This is a genomic window from Chitinophaga flava, from assembly GCF_003308995.1.
Taxonomy (GTDB): domain Bacteria; phylum Bacteroidota; class Bacteroidia; order Chitinophagales; family Chitinophagaceae; genus Chitinophaga; species Chitinophaga flava.
Genome location: NZ_QFFJ01000001.1, coordinates 789,356 through 809,838 on the forward strand (window position 1 = coordinate 789,356; position 20,483 = coordinate 809,838).

Here is a 20,483-nt window from a genome sequence, read left to right on the forward strand (position 1 = left end):
AACTGTCAATTACGAATTAAAGCGAAGACTTTAGCTGTTGAATAGTACATACGCTAAGGTCTTCGCTTTAATTCGTAATTGATAATTCGTAATTATCTTAAATATTTCCTTTTTTCAGTTCACTTACAGCATGATCGCATGCTCTCGCTGTTAATGCCATGTAGGTGATAGACGGGTTTACACAGGAAGAAGAAGCCATGCAGGAACCATCGGAAATGAACACATTTTTGGCAGCATGCACCTGATTGAAACCATTGAGTACAGAGGTTTTGGGATCTTTACCCATACGTGCAGTACCCATTTCATGAATACAGTGTCCCGGAGGCGGAGCAGCATCATATCCATGAACGTTTTTCAATCCGGCAGCTTCCAGCATTTCTTTCGCGCTCTCCTGCATATCCTTACGCATTGCCTTTTCATTTTCCTTGAACTCACAATCGATGTCGAGGGTAGCCAGTCCGTACTTATCTTTTTTCTCTTTGTTGAGTGATACCTTGTTTTCAAAGTATGGCAGGTGTTCGCCCCAGGAGCCAATGCCCATGCCCCATTTGCCGAGGCCGGTCTGTGCTTCCTTCAATGCCACTCCGATGCCGTCGAAGCTTTCACCCCTGTCTCTGCCGGCACCACCCTGGTAACCAAAGCCACGTACATAATCCTTCTGTTTCGTTTGGTCATTGACGTTACGGAAACGCGGAATATAGATACCATTCGGACGACGGCCGCTGCTGTAATACTGGTCTTCAAAACCGTCGAATTCACCACCGGCACCTACGCCAAAGTGATGGTCCATCAGGTTATGACCCAGCTGGCCACTGTCGTTGCCAAAGCCATTGGGGAATCTGTCGGACACAGAATTGAGCATGATCCAGGAAGTGCCCAGTGTGGACGCATTCAGGAAGATGATATTGGCATAGTATTCCACCGTTTGCAGGGTATGGGAGTCCATCACCCTCACACCGGTAGCTTTACTTTTATCTTTATCATACAGTACTTCGAGTACGATGGAATCAGGGCGCAAGGTGAGATTGCCGGTAGCTGCGGCAGCAGGCAATGTTACACCGTTGCTGCTGAAATACCCTGTAAAAGGACAACCACGGGCACACATGCTACGATACTGGCAGGGGCCACGGCCGTTAAGTCCTTTGGTCAGGTGGGCAGCACGACCGATCGTCATGATACGATCGTTATACCTTTCCTTAATGCGGGCAGCCACGTGTTTTTCCAGGCAGTTCATTTCCATGGGTGGCAGAAAAACGCCGTCGGGCAACTGTGGCAGACCTTCGGCCTGTCCGCTCACACCGATATATTTTTCCACGTAGGCATACCAGGGTGCAATGTCTTTATAGCGGATGGGCCAGTCTACGCCATGTCCGTCTTTTGCATTGGCTTCAAAATCCAGATCACTCCAGCGATACACTTGGCGGCCCCACATCAGCGAGCGGCCGCCTACGTGATAACCACGCAGCCAGTTAAACGGCTTTACTTCGTTATAAGGGTTCTCTTTATCGTTTACCCAAAACTGTTGGGTAGCTTCATCAAAAGCATAACAACGGCTTTGTATCGGGTGATTCTCCCGCATTTCGTTGCTGGTGTTCAGATGATGTTTAAACTCCCAGGGGTCCATGGTAGCGGTAGTATAGTCTTTGATATGCTCTACGTTGCGACCTCTTTCCAGCACCAGTGTCTTTAATCCTTTTTCGGTCAGTTCTTTGGCAGCCCAGCCACCGCTGATGCCGGAGCCGACTACGATGGCATCGTATGTATTTTGTTGATCAGCTTTTATATTAAGATTCATACGTTCACTTTTGAGATTGGGTTACAGGAAGGAAGGCTGATGATAGATTTATCTGATTTAAAATTTGAAATGCAGCGGAGCGACCCGCTGCATTTCTGTTCCTAAATTTTACTAAATCAAGATAATCGTATTCATATTAAAGTCTTCCAAAACTACATCATTAAATGTTACCTTTCTTCAGTTCTTTCACGGCATAATCAGCTGCGCGGGCAGTGAGCGCCATGTAAGTGAGAGAAGGATTTACGCAGGCAGCAGAAGTCATGCAGGAACCATCTGTTACGAATACGTTTTTCACAGCGTGCATCTGGTTAAAGCCATTGAGCACAGACGTTTTAGGATCACGACCCATACGTGCGGTACCCATTTCGTGGATAGCCATACCGGGGAAGGAACCGTTATCATATGTTTTAACGTTTTTGAGGCCTGCAGCTTCGAGCATTTCGGCAGCATCGTTCATCATGTCTACCCTCATTTTCTTTTCGTTCTCTTTGAACTCGCAGTCGAATTTCAGTACCGGCTGGCCCCAGGCGTCTTTAACAGATTTGTCGAGCGTTACCATGTTATCTTCGTAAGGCAGACATTCTCCGAAGCCACCCAGTCCCATGCTCCATTTGCCTGGTTCTGTCAGCATTTCCTTGAAGTCTTTACCCACACCCATTTCGGCGATACCACGGCTCCATCCGCCACGGCCTGCACCACCCTGATAACCGAAGCCACGTAAGTAATCACGTTTATCGTTACCGATATTCTGATAACGGGGAACGTAGATACCGTTGGCACGACGTCCGAAGAAATATTTATCATCATACCCTTCTGCAGTACCGGAGGCGCCGGTGCGGAAGTGGTGGTCCATCAGGTATTTGCCTAGTACACCGCTGTCGTTGCCCAAACCATTCGGGAAACGGGAAGAGGTAGAGTTGAGCATCACGAAGGTGGAACCGAGGGTAGAACCATTGATGAAGATGATTTTAGCATAGTATTCCACCATTTCCTTGGTGTGTTTGTCGATCACGCGCACACCGGTGGCTTTGCCCTGTTTTTCGTCATAAATCACGGAATTCACAATGGAATCCGGACGCAGGGTGAGATTACCGGTAGCCATGGCTGCCGGCAAGGTAGAAGACTGGGTGCTGAAATAAGCGCCAAACGGACATCCGCGGCTGCACAGATTACGGAACTGGCAGCTGGTTCGGCCAGGCAGTGGCTGGGTAATGTTAGCCACACGGCCCATGGTGATGATACGGCCTTTAAACTTGCCTTCTACAGCTTTTTTCACGTCTTTCTCCACACAGTTCATTTCCATGGCAGGCATGAACTGGCCATCAGGCAGCTGTGGCAGCCCTTCGCGGGTACCGCTGATACCAGCAAATTTCTCTACATAGTCGTACCAGGGCGCAATTTCTTTATAACGGATAGGCCAGTCTACGGCGATACCATCTTTCAGGTTGGCTTCAAAATCCAGGTCACTCCAGCGATAAGACTGACGGCCCCACATAATGGATTTACCGCCTACGATATCGGGGCGGTACCAGTCGAATCTTTTTACTTCGTTATATGGGCTTTCTGAATCGTTGATCCAGAATTTTTCGTTGTGTTCACTATAAGGGTAGTCGCGGCTCAGTTTGGGATGGGTTTCGCGCTGGTCTACTGTCAGGCGGCCACGGTGTTTGAATTCCCAGGGATCTTTGGTGGCCGTGTCGTAATCTTTCACGTGTTCCAGTTGTTTACCACGGTCCAGCATCAACACCTTCAGCCCTTTTTCGGTCAGTTCTTTAGCAGCCCAGCCGCCGCTCACACCGGAGCCGATAACGATAGCATCGTAGGTATTCTGCTCCTGTGCTTTTATGTTTAAGTTCATGTGAAGTCGTTTTGATTTGAAAGATAGAAATCAGGGGCCGACGGTTGTCGGCCAACGGCAAATGAGGGTGTTATGATTAAACAGCCCAGGCTTTATCTCCTTTTTTATAAGGGATACAGCCTTCATATTTGCCCGGTACCGGTACATATCGCAATGCCTGTGTAGCACCTTCCTTAGAGGTGAAATAACCCAGCAATGTGAGTTCTTTCAGATACTGGAAGTAATGGGTAGGATCTCCTTCTTTCTTGTCTTTACGTTTGTTGTACTCCACACGCTCTTTATCAATCTGGGTGAGCAGTTCAGTACGTTGCTCCGGCGTGATGTCCATGAAGTTCTTTTTGAACTTCTGCTGGCTGGCAGTATCAATTTTTTTCAGGCCATCGAGGAAGATGTCCTGGTCCGCTTTTTTGTAGCAGTCATTCATCATTACCACAATGAACTCATCTACTTTTGCAGCTTTGGCACCAGGAGTACTGGTGGTGGGTATGATGGTTTCCGCGATTTCGGCCAGCAACACTTTGGTTTCAGGCTTGTTCAGATCATAGTTTTTCGGAGCGGAACCTGTGCAGCTCTCTAAAGCTGATAACGTGGAAGCGGAAATGGCAGTCCCCAACAAAATCGCCACATTCCTGATTGCGTCTCTTCTGTGCATAAAATAGTAAAATTGATTTGACCTTCGGACAAGTTTCAAAAAAAAAATCTAAAAAACAAATAGAATATTGATGAAACGCCGGCTATGGATGCCGAACAGTAGAAAAAAACGAAGATCCGGGCAAATTATTATATGCCCGGATCTTCGTTTGGTTGCAGTCAGTCAGGTGATTGGCCCGTAACTACATAATATACTTGCCTTTATCGTCTACCAGGACAACCGGCAGACGGTGGTGTTTTTCGAAATAGTCGTACGCTGTTCTCAGCTCTGCCCATAATGCGGTGGAGGTGTTATCAGTCAGGGCGAAGTTGCTCAGATAGTCGACAGAACGGGGATTTCCAAACTTCACCGGGAACACATGCACGGGGATAAAGTCCTGACCAGCATTTTTAGCGTTGACAGCCAGGATATACACTTCATCAATAAACTCATCTGTCAGCGGGATACAACCCACTGTGATGCAGTTGCCGTGGATATAGATTTCACCACCTGGTTTTTTCTGATCGCTCAGGATGCGGTCGGAGAAGTTGGGATAGTTGATACCCAGTGACAGGTGATAACTACTGTTGGGATTGAAATCATTGATATAATAGAAGCCTTCCGGCACCTGACGGTCGCCCTCTTTTCTTTTGGGGCCCATTTTACCGGAGAGCGTACACACCCGGTAAGATTTAAACAGGCGGAAAGTATCTGTAGCACTGTTTTTTACCCAGATTTCCATTTCACTGTCCAGCTTGAAAGAGCGGACAAATATATATTTGGCGGGGTACGTCAATCCTTTTTTGGCGAATTCCCTTTTCAGCATTTCTTCTTTTTCCCGGTAGGCCTCCCCTACTTTAGGGAACATTTTCTGGTTCTCCAGGAATGATTGTTGTGCCGAGAGGGTACCCACGCCCAACAGCATCATGACCAAAACTACAAGTCGCTTCATATCTGATTTTCACAAAATTTTAAGATTCTCACACCAGGTTTATGTAGGCAAGATAAAACAATAAGAGCGCAAAAATAAAATATATTACCAGACTTACCTTTCTGCTAGCTATCTTCAAAATGTAATGTTGATGCCCCTGATAGATAAGAATCGCGGTAAATGCCTGAAAAATCCCTCCTAATAAAAACAGTATTCCAAACAGCGTTTGTAAGCTCATAAAAAAAACGGAACGGTTAGCAGTAATATTGTACCGTAAAGTTACACGATAATTGTTTTTTTCAGAGCCTCACCCATTCCAGTTTAACAGTTTCTCCGTTGACTCCGCCGCTGAAAGTGGCGCTCACAGGGTATTTATCTGCATTATAAGTATAGGAATAATTATGGATGACCGCACTGGAAGCGCCCTCGATGCTGATTTTTTCAGATAAAATATTGTGGACAGACAGGTTGGCGGCGGTCGCATCCAGTACATAGGCCAGTTCGGGACGCAACTGTTGCGGGTTTTGTCCGTTGTCGTAGTTATAAGTAACAGAAGATGTCATCTGAAAGTCTTCTCTTCCCGGTTGTTTACCGAAGTTGTCCATACGAGTTACGTCGCCATGCTGATCCCAGGAATACAGCTGATAGCCACTGATTTCCCAGGCACTGGTGGCAGGATTAAGGGCCAGATGGTAGCGGGTGCTGATTTTTCCATCGGCATTAAATGCCAGGGAGTCGATGGTGTACACTGCATTATTGCGATAGTAGCTGATTTTACGGACCTGGTTACCTGATGGGGCATATTCCAGGGTGGTATTCAGGTCGCCGGTGAGAGCTGTCCCGTCTTCAGTGGAAAAGGTTTTCAAGAGGTGGCCGTTTTCATACATCGGCAGTAATATATCCTGGTAAGCAGCATCCTCTGACTGATGTACCCGGATAAGCTTACGGAGGGATTTGTCTGCATTATACTCCAGCGTGGTATGGCCTGCAGGAGAAGAGATTTTATACAGATAAGTGCCTCCGGGAGTGCCTTTGTCTGCACGGAAGGCTGTAGTACATGCCAGGGTGGCTACCAACATGGCACGGGAAACCCAATGGGTGTAATTGTGGCTGAGCATAGGTATGATATTTTTTAAATTAAAATGCTAAAGAAATGGTCAGTGGACCCAGGTTAAAATAAAGTCGGCATTAATCAATCATATCTACGGAAAAAAACATGAAAAGGTTTTAATAAAATATATTTATTTATTATACATATTAATAAAGCAAGCACAGCCTTACAAAGATATTTCAGACTAACAGACTCATCCGGATAGAAAAACCGGTGGAAAGTGGATCATAAAAAACCCGCACCAAATGGTGCGGGTCACGCGTTGAATTGTTGTAGCCTTCCGGCGACTTTGAGGGAATTCAATAGAAATTGTAACAAACAGTGGTCGTAAGGCCTTGGCCGACGATAATTTATAAGTTACCGCGCAGCGCTTGTTCTCTTTCGATGGCTTCAAACAAAGCTTTAAAGTTGCCTTTACCGAAAGACTGGGCGCCTTTGCGCTGGATAATCTCAAAAAATACAGTTGGTCTGTCCTGAATAGGTTTGGTGAAGATCTGCAGCAGATATCCTTCATCATCACGGTCTATCAGGATGCCCAGTTTACGCAGCGGAGCAATATCTTCATCGATCTTACCTACTCTGTCCAGCACGGTATCATAGTAGCTGCCAGGAACAGTGAGGAATTCCACGCCGCGGGCCTGGAGCTCAGACACGGTTTCTATAATATTGTTGGTAGCGATGGCTACGTGTTGTACACCAGGGCCACCGTAGAAGTCCAGATACTCTTCGATCTGTGATTTCTTTTTACCTTCAGCGGGCTCATTAATCGGGAATTTCACACGGCCGTTGCCATTGCTCATCACCTTACTCATGAGTGCCGAGTATTCGGTAGAGATATCGCTGTCGTCGAAGGAGATCAGGTTTTTGAAGCCCATGGTACGTTCGTAGAAAGATACCCAGGTATTCATTTCATTCCATCCTACGTTACCTACGCAGTGGTCTACGTACTGCAGGCCTGTTTCAGTAGGATTGTATACTGTTTTCCACTCCTTGTAACCTGGCAGGAACGGACCATTGTAGTTTTTACGTTCGATGAACAGGTGTACGGTATCACCATAGGTACGGATACCGCTGCGCACCACTTCGCCGAACTCGTCTTTTTCCACTACCGGCTCCAGGAAAGGCTCTGCTCCTCTTTTTACAGTTTCTTCAAATGCAGAACGGGCGTCATCTACCCAAAGCGCCAGTACTTTCACACCATCGCCGTGTTTGGCTACGTGCCGGGCGACTTCACTATCAGGCACTAAAGAAGTAGTTAACACAAAGCGCAGTTTGTTCTGCACCAGCACATAGGAAGCCCTGTCTTTTACGCCTGTTTCCGGGCCTGCATAAGCCACAGACTGAAAACCGAAGGCGGTCTTGTAATAATGGGCTGCCTGTTTGGCGTTTCCTACGTAAAATTCAACATAATCGGTACCGTTCAGTGGTAAGAAATCCTGCTGACCGGTTACATTGGAAGCGTTTGCTACTGCGGTTTCCATAAATTCAGTTTTTTAGATTTTTGTTGTTAGTTGTTTTGGTGTTGTTTGTTTTGGTGTTTGTCTGTGTATTTTAATGTGTTGTTATTCTTCCTATTCTGCCCAGCTCATGACATAACCTCCGTCTTCTATGCCCAGCGCTGCTTCTGTGATCTGTAACGGATGAAAGGTATCTACCATTACGGCCAGCTCTTTGGTTTCTCTGGCACCAATGCTTTTTTCCACGGCTCCAGGATGAGGTCCATGCGGAATTCCTGCGGGGTGCAGGGTGATCATTCCGCGGGTAACATGTTTACGGCTCATAAAATCACCGTCTACATAATACAATACTTCATCACTGTCGATATTGCTGTGGTTATAAGGCGCCGGGATGGCCTGCGGGTGGTAATCGAACAGACGCGGACAGAAAGAGCAAACCACAAAATTGTTGCCTTCAAATGTCTGATGTACCGGCGGTGGCTGGTGTACACGCCCGGTAATAGGCTCAAAGTCGTGGATGGAAAAGGCAAACGGATATTCGCAACCATCCCATCCCACCACATCAAAAGGATGATGTTTGTAGTGGATTGGATAGATCACGCCTTTCTTTTTTATACGGATCAGGAAATCGCCTTCCTGGTCGATTGTTTCCAGGTTTTGCGGCTGCCTGATATCTCTTTCGCAGAAGGGGGCATGTTCCAGCAGCTGACCGTATTTGCTCAGATATCTTTTGGGATAACGGAGAGGGCTAAACGATTCTACAATAAACAGACGGTTATTTTCTGTTGCAAAAGAAATCTGGTAGATAGTACCGCGTGGAATCACGAGGTAATCACCGTAACCAAACTCCAGCTGGCCGTACTGTGTACGAAGCACGCCCTTGCCTTCATGTACAAATATCATTTCATCCGCATCGGCATTTTTATAGAAGTAATCTTCCATGCTTTTGCGGGGTGCTGCCAGTACAATATGCAGGTCGTTGTTGACCAGCACGGCTTTGCGGCTTTGCAGGAAATCATTTTCCGGCTGTATGTTGAAGCCCTGGAAACTGCGGTGTTTCAGCATTTTTTCTTCCGCCACCTTGGGAGCTACTGAATAAGGCTCATCTACCTTTACGATTTCTGTAGGCGGATGGCAGTGGTATAAGAGGCTGGAATGGGAAGAAAAACCTTCCGTTGAAAACAGCTGTTCCGAATACAGTCCCCCGTCCGGCTTGCGAAACTGGGTATGGCGTTTATGAGGTATTTGTCCAAGTTTATGATAATGTGGCATAACGGGTAGTTATTGAAATGATTGCTTTGGTGTATGAAATTGTTTTGGTGTATGATTAAGCTAAAACTTAATTGTATTGAAAACTATCATGCAGCACGAAAGGCTGATGTTTAAGACAAATTGCCGGTAAAACGATGTGCGCAAATGCAGCAATAGCGAATGAAGAAATCTACTATTACAAAGTTACGCGATATAAACAGGAAAAGCAGCCGGAAGGGGCTGTTTCGGAAGAGTTATGCCAGAGCCGAATCCATGGCGAGGGTGGCCATGAGAAAGTAGTAGTTGAGTTGACTGTTGCTTGTATATTTCAACGAAACGGACAAGAGGCAAAAAGTTTAGACAGCTAAAGTTAAGGATATTTTACTTTCTTCCAAGTAAATTATTAGATTGGTTACCAAAATCCCTATAATCTATCATCATGTACAGCATTTTTACAGCGGCGGTACAGTGCATCCTGCGCTGGTATCCGCAAAAGGCAATACGCCTGTTTAATTTCAACCTCACCTTACTGGTGATTCTTTTTGCTCTGGGCACGCTATTGGGCTGCGGTGTTATTATAGTAGCCACCAGTATCTGGCCTTACACCGAGTCTTTGTCAGATGCATTTACATCTTCCCGTAGTCTCGTTCACTTCAAACTGGCAATAGTGGTCCGCGGTGTAATAACGATCGGTACGGGTTTGTACGCTTTGTATCTGCCACAACTGGAAAAGTTGGAGACACCGCCCACCATAGCTGATTTTATACAATCGGTCTCCACACGAAGCCTGAATTTTTTCTTTTTATGTGTGATGGGTTACTGTGTGTTGATGACAGTCACCTTCAATGGGATATTTGCCCCACTTTACAATTTTGATCATCAGTTGGCCCCGGAAGCCAGCAAGTGGCGGCAATATGTCGATACGGTGTTTCAGGAAGGCTTCTGGCTTCTTTCCTGTGTACTGGCATTTTTCATTGTAACACACCATCATAGTGAGAAGGCCGGTGAGTTTAATTCACGCCGGTACAAACCAGCAAAAGGGGCGGTATTACTTCTTTCTATCATCGCCTGGGCTTTTTTCTCCAAACTGGAAGGTTACAACTGGTATGTATATTACCCATTCACTTTGCTGGTGAAGGCCAGTCTGGCTCCCTACCTGTTTAACAACACGCTTTCATTACTGGTGATGGCCTACCTGTTGCCGGCACTGGCTGGTATTTCCGGGTATTCCTTTGCTCACCACCAACAGCCGGCTGAGCAAAAACAATCAGACACTCCAGCCCTGGAAGAAGCTTAAACATTGTCATACACTTCATGACAAATAAAGCCCATCATAAAAGAACATTTTGGGCTTTATTTGTCATTAAATTGTCTTAAAAACAAACAAAGAAATCTTCCATCAATCATCTCACCAAAACAAAAAACCCAACAAAAAGACAATAAATAAACACAAAAACGCACAAATACAGCACAAAAACAGAATATTATCCAAAAAACAGGCATAAATTTGAATTATTTAAAAATATCGCCACTGCACTTTTATTTACCGGTAGAATTTTAGACTTTTGTTACACAATCGTCATAAAATAGTGCAAACAATCGCTACATATCACCTCTCCTCCACTCCCTCCTCCCGCGGGGAATGCATGAGCACTATTATTACGACCACCATTACAACCCCACTGCGGGGTTAATATACACATATCATCCAACGACCACAGATGTGGTAACTACAGGGAAGAACCCGGAACATCTTTTCGTATAAATTTTATTCCTTATGCAAGTATTAAAATTTGGCGGCACTTCGGTCGGAAGCGCCAAAGCCATAGATCAAGTTTGTGACATCCTGAAAAAACATAAACCGGCAGGCCGTTTCGCCATCGTTGTATCTGCACTCGGCGGCACTACGGACAAGCTTATACGTTGCGGACAACTCGCCGGCCAAAGCCAGGAACAGTATAAATCCGTATTACAGGAAATAGAAACCCGGCACCTCGACACTATCCGTGAATTGTTTCCCATCACCGCCCAAAGCGGCATCATCAGTCAGCTTAAAAAGAAACTCAATACCCTGGAAAACCTCTGTGACGGTGTCTTCCAGGTAGGTGAACTCAGTGCCCGCTCCCTCGATAAAATCATGAGCTACGGTGAACTGATCTCCTGTGTAATCGTGGCAGAAAAGCTGAAACAACTGGGTTTCTCTGCCACCTGTAAAGACAGCCGGGAACTGATTATCACCGACAGTAACTTTGGCCATGCTGCTGTTAACTTCCAGCTTACCAACCATAATATCGCAGAATATTTCGCCCAGCAGCCTGCTGATTATGTAGTGCTGCCCGGCTTTATCGCCTCCTCCCCTGATGGCGACACCACCACCCTCGGCCGCGGTGGCTCCGACTATACCGCCGCCATCATCGCAGCAGCCGTACAGGCCGAAGTACTGGACATCTGGACAGACGTCAGCGGCATGATGACCGCCGACCCGCGCCTGGTATCACAAGCTATTCCTATTGCCCACATCTCTTATGAAGAAGCAATGGAGCTGTCACACTTCGGCGCCAAAGTAATATACCCGCCCACCATCCAGCCCGTGATGGACAAACGTATCCCTATCCGAATCAAAAACACTTTCGCTCCGGAAGATTACGGCACCCTCATACAAAGCAGCGTGGAACGCAGTTTCCCGGTGACTGGCATCTCCGGTATACAACATATATCCCTGCTTACCCTCGAAGGAAGTGGCATGGTAGGGATCCCCGGCTTCTCCAAAAGACTGTTTGAAGCATTATTACGGGAACGCATAAACGTAATTTTCATCACCCAGAGTTCTTCGGAACATTCTATCACAGTAGGCATACACGAGGCAGACATACTGAAAGCCAAAACTGCAGTGGACAGTGAGTTTGCGCAGGAGATACAGGAGAAACGCATCGACCCGCTACTGGTAGAGAAAGACCTTTGCATCGTAGCTGTAGTAGGTGATCAAATGAAAAACCATCACGGCACCAGTGGCAAACTGTTTGGCACCCTTGGCCGCAATGGTGTCAATGTAAGGGCCATTGCACAAGGTTCTACAGAGAAAAACATCTCCGCTGTAATCAGCAAAGCCAACTTAAAAAAAGCGCTCAACCTTATCCACGAAGCCTTCTTTGAAGCACCGCTCAAACAGGTGAACCTCTTCGTGGCCGGTGTGGGCAACGTAGGCAGCAAACTACTGGAACAGCTGCAGCAGCAACAGCTCTACCTGCAGGAAGAGCTGGGCCTCCAGATCCGTGTGGCTGGTATGGCCAACAGCAAAAACACCCTGTTCAGCGAATACGGCATCGGACTATATGACTGGAAAAACCAGCTGGCACAGGGCGACAACATGGACCTCTATGCTTTTATAGAGCGGGTGAAATCGATGAACCTCCGCAACAGCGTATTTGTAGACAACACCGCCAGCGCTGAAGTTGCGGCCATCTACCACGAATTTCTGCAGCATGGTATCTCTGTGGTCACCTGCAATAAAATAGCCTGTTCATCAGACTATCAGTATTACAAACAACTGAAAGACCTTGCCCGTAAATACAATGCCTCCTTCCTCTTCGAAACCAATGTGGGCGCCGGACTGCCGGTGATCAATACCCTCAACGACCTGGTCAGAAGCGGTGATAAAGTACAACGTATTGAGGCCGTGTTATCCGGCAGCCTCAATTATGTATTTAATCATTTTGTGAACGGCAACAGTTTCCGTAAAGTAGTAAAAGCCGCACAGGACGAGGGTTATACAGAACCAGATCCACGCATAGATCTGAGTGGTAAGGATGTGATGCGTAAAATACTGATACTGGCCAGGGAGAGCGGTGCCGCCATTGAAATGGATGACATCACTAATCATTCCTTCCTGCCGGATGCCTGTCTGCAAGCTCCTTCTGTAGCGGATTTCTACGAAACGCTTGATGAACATGCCGAACATTTCCAGCAGTTGTATGCCAATGCCGCCAGCGCCGGCAAGCGTTTGAAGTTTGTGGCCCGTTATGAAGATGGCCAGGCTTCCGTAGGGCTGCAATGCATAGCCCCCGACCATCCTTTTTATCAGCTGGAAGGAAAAGACAACATCGTGTTGTACACAACCAACCGATATCAGGAACAACCGCTGATCGTAAAAGGCGCTGGCGCCGGCGCAGATGTCACCGCCTCCGGCATATTTGCAGACATTATCCGGTCGGCCCGGTTATAATATTACCAACGGCCCTCTCCACGATGTTAAATCTGTGTGATCAGGTTGCCGGCCCCAAAAGGAATGATTAAATTAATTAACGCAATAGCCTTATATGGAATGTATAAAAGTATTTGCCCCCGGCACCGTAGCCAATGTAGCCTGCGGTTTTGATGTCATCGGCCTGGCCATGGACGCCCCTGGCGACGAAATGATCCTTCGCAGAACCAGCGAACCCGGTATACGGATCAAAGCCGTTCATGGCGCCGACCTGCCGCTGGACCCGGCCAAAAATGTGGCCAGCGTAGCGGTTCAGGCCCTGCTGCAGAAATACGATAACCCCGATGTAGGTATTGAAATAGAGATCTTCAAACATATTCATCCAGGCAGTGGTATTGGCTCCAGCGCTGCCAGCAGTGCCGGCGCCGTAGTAGGTGTCAACCATCTGCTGGGTGAGCCTTTCACTAAAAAACAGCTGGTCCGTTTTGCGATGGAAGGCGAAAGGCTCGCCTGTGGTTCAGCCCATGCCGACAACGTGGCTCCCGCCATCCTGGGTGGTTTCACACTGGTACGCAGCTATCGCCCGCTGGATATCACCAGTTTGCATACCCCCGGCGAATTGTGGGTAACCGTTATCCACCCGCAGATAGAAGTCAAAACTTCTGATGCCCGTGAAATATTGAAACAAAAAGTACTGATGACAGATGCCATCCGCCAGTGGGGCAATGTAGGCGCCATGGTAGCAGCACTTTACCAGGAAGATTATGACCTCATCAGCCGCTCACTTGAAGACGTGATCGTGGAGCCGGTACGCTCTATCCTTATTCCCGCCTTCCAGGAACTTAAACTCAAATGCAAGGAAGCCGGCGCCCTTGGTGGCGGTATCTCCGGCTCCGGCCCTTCTGTGTTTATGCTTAGCAAAGGCGAAGAAAACGCCCGCAAAGTAGCCGATACTATGAACATCGTATATGCCCCACTGGGTGTAGACTACAAGATATACGTGTCCCGTATCAACACCGCCGGCGTTAAAATCATTGACTAATTTTCCAATTTATTCAGCATGCAGTATTTCAGTTTACAGGATCCGCAACACAAAGCATCATTCGAAACGGCCGTTGTACAAGGAATTGCCCCCGACAAAGGGCTTTATTTCCCCGAGCAGATACCATCCCTGGACCCGGACTTCATTACTAACCTGCATGCCTATACGGACCATGAGATAGGCTACGAAGTAATCCGGCCTTTTGTTGGTGACGAGATACCGGAAGAAACGCTGCGTAAGATCGTGCAGGACACCCTGCATTTCCCCTTTCCTGTACAGAAGGTAACTGGGCACCTGTACGCACTGGAGCTTTTCCATGGACCTACACTGGCTTTTAAAGACGTAGGCGCCCGCTTTATGGCCGGTTGCCTGGGCCACTTCAGGCGCAACAGCAGCCAGCCAGTAACTGTGCTGGTAGCCACTTCCGGCGATACCGGCGGTGCTGTGGCCAGCGGCTTTTATAATGTTCCGGGCGTAGACGTGGTAATCCTCTACCCTTCCGGAAAAGTAAGTACCCTGCAGGAAAAGCAGCTGACCACCCTTGGCGGCAACATCCGGGCCCTGGAGATACAGGGCACCTTCGACGACTGCCAGCAGATGGTAAAAACCGCTTTCCTGGATGCCGATATACAACGTTACCGCCGGCTCACCTCCGCCAACTCTATCAACGTAGCACGGTGGCTGCCTCAGATGTTCTATTATTTCCTTGCATACAAACAGATGAAAGCAGCCCATCCCCGGCTGGTATTTGCCGTGCCCAGCGGTAATTTCGGCAATATCTGCGCGGGCATGATGGCCGCAGCTATCGGGTTGCCGGTATCACATTTTGTGGCCGCCACCAATATCAATGATACCGTGCCCCGTTTTATGCATAATGGCAAATATGAGCCAGGCAAGGCTGTCCCCACCCTGTCTAACGCCATGGACGTAGCAGACCCGAGCAATTTCGTACGGATATTACAGTTATTCGGTAACAACCTGCCATCGCTACGGGAAAAATTCACCGCGTTTTCCTTTACCGACAAAGACACCATCCGCACCATCGAGCAGGTATGGAAAGAAAACCACTATATGCTCGACCCGCACGGCGCAGTGGGCTACCTGGGCCTGCAGCAATATCTGGCTTCCGCACCGGAGCTCACAGGTGTGTTTTTGGAGACAGCACATCCGGTGAAATTTGAGGATACCGCCCCCCGGGCTGTAAGAGATGAGATCTATACGCCACCGCGTGTAATGTCGTTGTATGGCAAGGAAAAAACAGCAACCCTGTTACCAGCAGACTATACAGCTCTCAAAAACTGGTTAATGCGCTGAGGATTTCTTAGCTTTGACGGCGTATGAAATATTTACCTATCCTGGCGGCCATGGCAGCAGCCATGGCCTGCAACAACAATCCTCAGCAGCACCATCAGCTGACAGCTGCAGACTCCGTGCTATACAGCGATATTATCCGGCCGGTGACAGACTCTATACAACAGTATCCAGGCAACGATGCACTCTATTACCGCCGTGCCCTGCTGCTTTTTAATACCAATCCCAGCCTGGCCCAGGCCGATTTTGAAAAGGCCGCCAGCCTCAAGCCGGACCAGCCGGACTATTGGGCCGGCGCCGGTGAAGCCGCTCTGCTGGAAAATCGCTACGATAAGGCAGAACTTCTTTTCAATAAAGCGTTGGCTCACGCACCTGCCTATACGTACCTGCAGTACAAACTGGCCACCGCCATGATCGAGAACAAACGTATCTCACAGGCAGACAGTCTGGCCAACGTACTGGCAAGTACTACCGACGGAAAGGACAAAGCCTTTTATCTGAAAGCCCGCCTGGCAGAAGACCGCCACGATACCACCGCCGCAATAGAACATTTGAAAAGCGCCATCGCTGCCGCCGGCCCCAATGCCGAGTTTGAAGCTGTGATGGAGCTGGCCGACCTGCTCCGTGCCCGCAAAACACCGGAAGCCATCCGGTATTATGACCAGGCCTGGCATCAGGACTCCCTTAACGCAGCCCCGTTGTATGATATCGCTCAGGTACAGGAAGAAATAATGAGCAACACAGAAGCTGCCCTTGCCACCTACCGCAAATGCATTGTGGCAGACCCGGGATTTGAAGCCGCCTATCTTGCTATCGGTAAAATTCACAGCGATAGAAAACAATGGAAGGAAGCACTCAACTTCTACTCCATGGCCGCCAAAGTTGCTCCCACAGACGCCTTGGCCTACTATCACCGTGGCATATGCCATGAACAACTGGGCAATAAACAGGAAGCGGCTGTTGATTATGCCAAAGCCTCTTCTTTTAAGAAAGACTTCACGGAGGCAAAAGATGCCCTGCAACGTGTGAACACGAAAAAGTAGGGCAGACACATGGGTACATAATATCCCATGCATTATTTACATTTATACCATAAAAATTAATACTATTGAAAGACTCTCCTGTTTTGGTAGCGCCATCCTTACTGGCAGCCAATTTCCTTGAACTGGGAAAAGAAGTGGAAATGGTCAACCGTAGTGAGGCGGATTGGTTTCACCTGGACGTGATGGACGGCCGCTTTGTGCCAAACATCAGCTACGGCCTGCCTGTAATCGCACAGATCAAAAAACTGGCCCGCAAGCCCTGTGATGTTCACCTGATGATAGAAGAACCGGAGAAATATGCCGCCGAATTCAAAAAGGCCGGCGCTGATATACTGACTGTACATGCAGAAGCCTGCGTACATCTCCATCGCAATATTCAGCAGATCAAAAGCCTGGGCATGAAAGCCGGCGTAGCCCTCAACCCACACACACCCGTGGTGATGCTGGAAAACATAATCCGTGACATTGATGTAGTGCTGGTAATGAGCGTAAACCCGGGGTTTGGTGGACAAACCTTTATTGAACAAACCTATCAGAAAATAAAACAGGTACGCCAGCTGATAAAAGACCATCACGCTTCTGCCCTGATAGAAGTAGACGGTGGTATCGGCACCGAAAATGCAGGACAACTGGTAGCAGCAGGTGCCAACGTACTGGTGGCTGGCAGCGCCATCTTTGCTTCACCGGATCCGGAAAAAGCAATTGCAGCACTTAAGAGAGGTGCGCTATAATCTCTTTGGACAAGGGTTTGGTAAGATAACCATTTACCACAGCATAATGACGTACCCGCTCTTTGTCTTTCTCATCAATAGAAGAGGTCAAAACAAAAATGCGGATTTCTTTGGGCAGCTGCCCGTGAAAAAGGCTGTATTCGTCCAGAAATTCCCAGCCATCCATAATAGGCATGTTCAGATCAAGCAGAATAAGGTCCGGCAGGTCGTCCTCGTTATCCGCATGTAAACGGATATGATCAAGGACGTCCTGCGCATCGGAAAACACCCGGATATTGGTGCTTATCCCCTGCCGCTCTATCATGATTTTAGCTATTTGCTGGTGAATTGGATCGTCGTCTACTATAAAAATCATATTGATCAGCTTCATAAAAGGGATTATTCCGGCCTAAATGTAATAATAAATTTTGTTCCATGGCCCAGGCTGCTTTCTGCCTTAATACTTCCACCCATCGCTTCTACCTGTGTTTTAGTAATAAACAGGCCTATTCCCTTGGCATCTTTGTTACGGTGAAATGTTTTTCTGAAACCAAATAATTTATTACCAAAACGCTCCATATCGATACCAACACCATTGTCCTGCACTGTCAGCACAATGTTTTCACTTTCCTTCCTGGTTTGTATGTGCAGCTCCGGCGAACGTTCTGGTGAACGGTAACGGATAGCGTTAGTAATAAAGTTCTGCAGGATACTGTCGAGATATACGCGTGGATACTCTATCACCGGCGCCTGATCAAAGTCATCTGTGATCCGGATATTGCTGGTTTCAATATCTACCAGCAATATATCTTTTACTTTCTGTAAGCGATCGGTAAACGACAGCCTTTCTTTTTCCACATTCACATCCTTCCGTATCTGCACCACCTCCACCAGATCATTGAGTGTTTCATCAATTTTCTTTATCACCTCATGCAACATGCCCAGATACAACTCCCGCTCCTGGTGGGAGGTAGCTTCATTATGCATCTGCATCAACGCACGCAGGTTGGCAATAGGTGCACGCAGGTTATGTGATGTAATATGGGCGAAGTCTTCCAACTGCTTGTTCTGGTTGACCAGGTTCTTATTCAGGTTAGACAGCTGATCGTTGGCCTTGCGCAAGTCTTTCTGCATTTTCCTGCTCTCAGTGATATCCCGCATAAACACAGAGATACCGCCGTCCTGCATTGGTGTGAGCAGGAAGTCATACCACTTGTCGGGTTTAGGGAAGTAGATGCCGAAAGACTGTGACAGCTGAAGATGTATACACTCCTGCAAGCGGGCGTAAAACACAGTGCCGGACAGTCTGGGGAACACCTCAAAGATATTGCTGCCCATCTCTACTTTCTGTCCGATCATTTTTTCTGCTTTCTGATTGAGGAAGTTTAGCTTGCCATCTTTTTCCATGGCCGCATAGCCCATATCGATGGTATCGAAGAAAAGCCGCATCAGCTCTGTGTTCCGGGTCAATGCCTCTTTGATCTCGGATTGTTCGGTAACATCCTGTACCACGCCGAAGACACGTACCAGTTTACCGTTGCTGTAGCCAGGCTGTCCAATGGAGCGCACTCTCTTGGTTTGTTCGCCGGCGGTAACGATGGTCAGTTGAGCATCGAAAGGTTTACCTGATTCCAGACACTGTTTCACCAGGCTATCCAGCATATGGCGGGCTTCCGGTGTATAGAAGTCCATGGCTGATTCGAAGGTGATGGGCGTATTGGGGTCACAGTCGTGGATCTTGTACGACTCGTAAGACCAGCGTACTTTTCTGGTTTCCACATCGAGTTCCCAACCGCCTATTCTGCCTATTTCGCCGGTTTGCAGGAGGAACTGCTGGTTTTTGATATTTTCCAGCTCCTGCATTTTTTTATCGGTGATATCATTCACGAGGGCAACGACAATCATTTCCTTGTCAACCGGTTCTATGACCGGAAAGACGGTGAGGTCGAGATATACTTCACGACCGACGGTGGTCCAGCGTTCGTCTTCGCTGAAATCGATTTGTTTTTCTACACGTAGGGGCTTTCCTTCTTCGAGCGCCTGGAGGAAAAGTTTGTCCAGTTCGAAGCGGGTGGCCAGTTCATCGTTCATCACGTTGAAATTGCGGCGGGCAGCGGGATGTGGCGAGTTGAAGAAAAAGCGCTGGGTTTGATTGATCCGGCGTATAAAGCCGAAATTATCAAACTGTATATAACCGATGGGAAGGTTTTCGATGATATTGTCGAGCAGTCTTTCGCTTTTCTGGAGGCTTATTTCGGCCACTTTTTTTTCAGTGATGTCGTCGAGGATGAGGAAGTAGTTGGACATCCTGCTATGCCGGTCAGTGACCGCAAAGATGGTAGCTTCGTAATACAGCGGAGAGAGGCGGGTGACGTTGCCGTATGTCTTTTCGGTGTAGTTGAGCAGTATTTCGCGTTTGAGTGTTTTGCCGGTATCTCTGGCTTCTTCAAACATTCTGGCGAGGCCGTTGAGCCGGTAGAAACGATCCTCCAGCCATTTATAGCCGGGGATAGTGAGGAAGGCATGTTGCGCACCCCATATCTCGCGCTGGCGGCTGTTCATTTCCACGCATACACCATCGGGAGTGAACTGTTGCAGGCCGATGGGCAGATTTTCGAGTATCTGGCGGAAGTATTGTTCGTCCTCCATTAACTGGAGTTCGGGTAGTTTGCGGTCGGTGATATCGAGGCCAATGAGGAGGCATTCCATCATGGATCCGCCGGAGTCCATAACGGGGTTGATGGCCAGTTCCAGCCAGCAGGCGGTATGGCCGTTCAACAGAAAGCAGACTTGTTCCTGCACGGGTTTGCCGGCAAGGAGTTGCTGCCATATCTGTGTCCATTGTGCCTCATCGGCAGGTGCTAAAAATTCCCTGAAGTTCTGACCGGTGATATTTTCCGGCGATCGTTGCAAAGCATTTGCCATCCTCGTATTCAGGGTAGTAATGCACTCAGCGGCATCTATATTCACAGACAATGCACATGCATTGACAGCAGCTTCGAGTTGCTGCAGGCGCCGGTAATGCTGTTCCAGCATAACATCCATCATTTAATTAATAGCGGGATTCTAAGACCGTTGTGTTTTTGTTGCTCCAAAATAGACATTATTATAGTAAAAAGCGGTATTGCAGTGATAAAAGGTC

15 protein-coding genes are annotated in these 20,483 nt (G+C 47.8%); 6 read left to right on the forward strand and 9 right to left on the reverse strand.

What is annotated here, in order from left to right; translation table 11 throughout:
• Positions 1-97: 97 nt before the first annotated feature.
• The 7 genes from DF182_RS02925 to DF182_RS02960 form a co-directional block, all read right to left on the reverse strand.
• The gene (locus DF182_RS02925; protein ID WP_113614185.1) at positions 98-1,795 is read right to left on the reverse strand and encodes a GMC oxidoreductase; all 1,698 of its coding nucleotides are present in this window, start codon (positions 1,793-1,795) and stop codon (positions 98-100) included.
• Between the two features lie 160 nt (positions 1,796-1,955).
• A complete protein-coding gene (locus DF182_RS02930; protein ID WP_113614186.1) occupies positions 1,956-3,653 on the reverse strand; it encodes a GMC oxidoreductase in 1,698 nt (565 codons plus the stop codon).
• 76 nt (positions 3,654-3,729) lie between these two features.
• Positions 3,730-4,305, reverse strand: a complete 576-nt coding sequence (locus tag DF182_RS02935) for a gluconate 2-dehydrogenase subunit 3 family protein (RefSeq protein WP_113614187.1) — start codon at positions 4,303-4,305, stop codon at positions 3,730-3,732.
• Between the two features lie 181 nt (positions 4,306-4,486).
• Entirely contained in the window at positions 4,487-5,236 is a 750-nt protein-coding gene (locus tag DF182_RS02940) for a L,D-transpeptidase family protein (protein ID WP_113614188.1), read from the reverse strand.
• Positions 5,237-5,514: 278 nt separating this feature from the next.
• Positions 5,515-6,333 carry a hypothetical protein gene (locus DF182_RS02950; RefSeq protein WP_113614190.1) on the reverse strand — a complete coding sequence of 273 codons (819 nt, stop codon included), beginning with the start codon at positions 6,331-6,333 and terminating at the stop codon, positions 5,515-5,517.
• Positions 6,334-6,676: 343 nt separating this feature from the next.
• Positions 6,677-7,807, reverse strand: a complete 1,131-nt coding sequence (gene hppD, locus DF182_RS02955; protein ID WP_113614191.1) for a 4-hydroxyphenylpyruvate dioxygenase — start codon at positions 7,805-7,807, stop codon at positions 6,677-6,679.
• 90 nt (positions 7,808-7,897) lie between these two features.
• Entirely contained in the window at positions 7,898-9,055 is a 1,158-nt protein-coding gene (locus DF182_RS02960) for a homogentisate 1,2-dioxygenase (protein WP_113614192.1), read from the reverse strand.
• Positions 9,056-9,473: 418 nt separating this feature from the next.
• Here DF182_RS02960 and DF182_RS02970 point away from each other — a divergent pair, with 418 nt between their 5' ends.
• The 6 genes from DF182_RS02970 to rpe all read left to right on the forward strand — a co-directional run bounded on the left by DF182_RS02970 (position 9,474) and on the right by rpe (position 17,362).
• On the forward strand, positions 9,474-10,331 hold the full coding sequence (locus DF182_RS02970) for a hypothetical protein (RefSeq protein ID WP_113614194.1): 858 nt from the start codon (positions 9,474-9,476) through the stop codon (positions 10,329-10,331).
• A gap of 480 nt (positions 10,332-10,811) precedes the next feature.
• Positions 10,812-13,256, forward strand: a complete 2,445-nt coding sequence (gene thrA, locus DF182_RS02975; protein ID WP_113614195.1) for a bifunctional aspartate kinase/homoserine dehydrogenase I — start codon at positions 10,812-10,814, stop codon at positions 13,254-13,256.
• 94 nt (positions 13,257-13,350) lie between these two features.
• The gene (locus DF182_RS02980; RefSeq protein ID WP_113614196.1) at positions 13,351-14,277 is read left to right on the forward strand and encodes a homoserine kinase; all 927 of its coding nucleotides are present in this window, start codon (positions 13,351-13,353) and stop codon (positions 14,275-14,277) included.
• 18 nt (positions 14,278-14,295) lie between these two features.
• Entirely contained in the window at positions 14,296-15,591 is a 1,296-nt protein-coding gene (gene thrC, locus DF182_RS02985) for a threonine synthase (RefSeq protein ID WP_113614197.1), read from the forward strand.
• 23 nt (positions 15,592-15,614) lie between these two features.
• Entirely contained in the window at positions 15,615-16,631 is a 1,017-nt protein-coding gene (locus DF182_RS02990; RefSeq protein WP_113614198.1) for a tetratricopeptide repeat protein, read from the forward strand.
• A gap of 65 nt (positions 16,632-16,696) precedes the next feature.
• Complete coding sequence (rpe, locus tag DF182_RS02995) at positions 16,697-17,362, forward strand: ribulose-phosphate 3-epimerase (protein ID WP_113614199.1); 666 nt, start codon at positions 16,697-16,699, stop codon at positions 17,360-17,362.
• On the opposite strand, the gene DF182_RS03000 is transcribed toward rpe, so the two are convergent.
• Positions 17,343-17,732: a response regulator gene (locus DF182_RS03000; protein WP_113614200.1), complete on the reverse strand. Its 390-nt coding sequence runs from the start codon at positions 17,730-17,732 to the stop codon at positions 17,343-17,345. The genes rpe and DF182_RS03000 overlap by 20 nt on opposite strands.
• Positions 17,733-17,740: 8 nt before the next feature.
• A complete protein-coding gene (locus DF182_RS03005) occupies positions 17,741-20,377 on the reverse strand; it encodes a PAS domain-containing protein (RefSeq protein WP_161964031.1) in 2,637 nt (878 codons plus the stop codon).
• Positions 20,378-20,483: the final 106 nt, after the last annotated feature.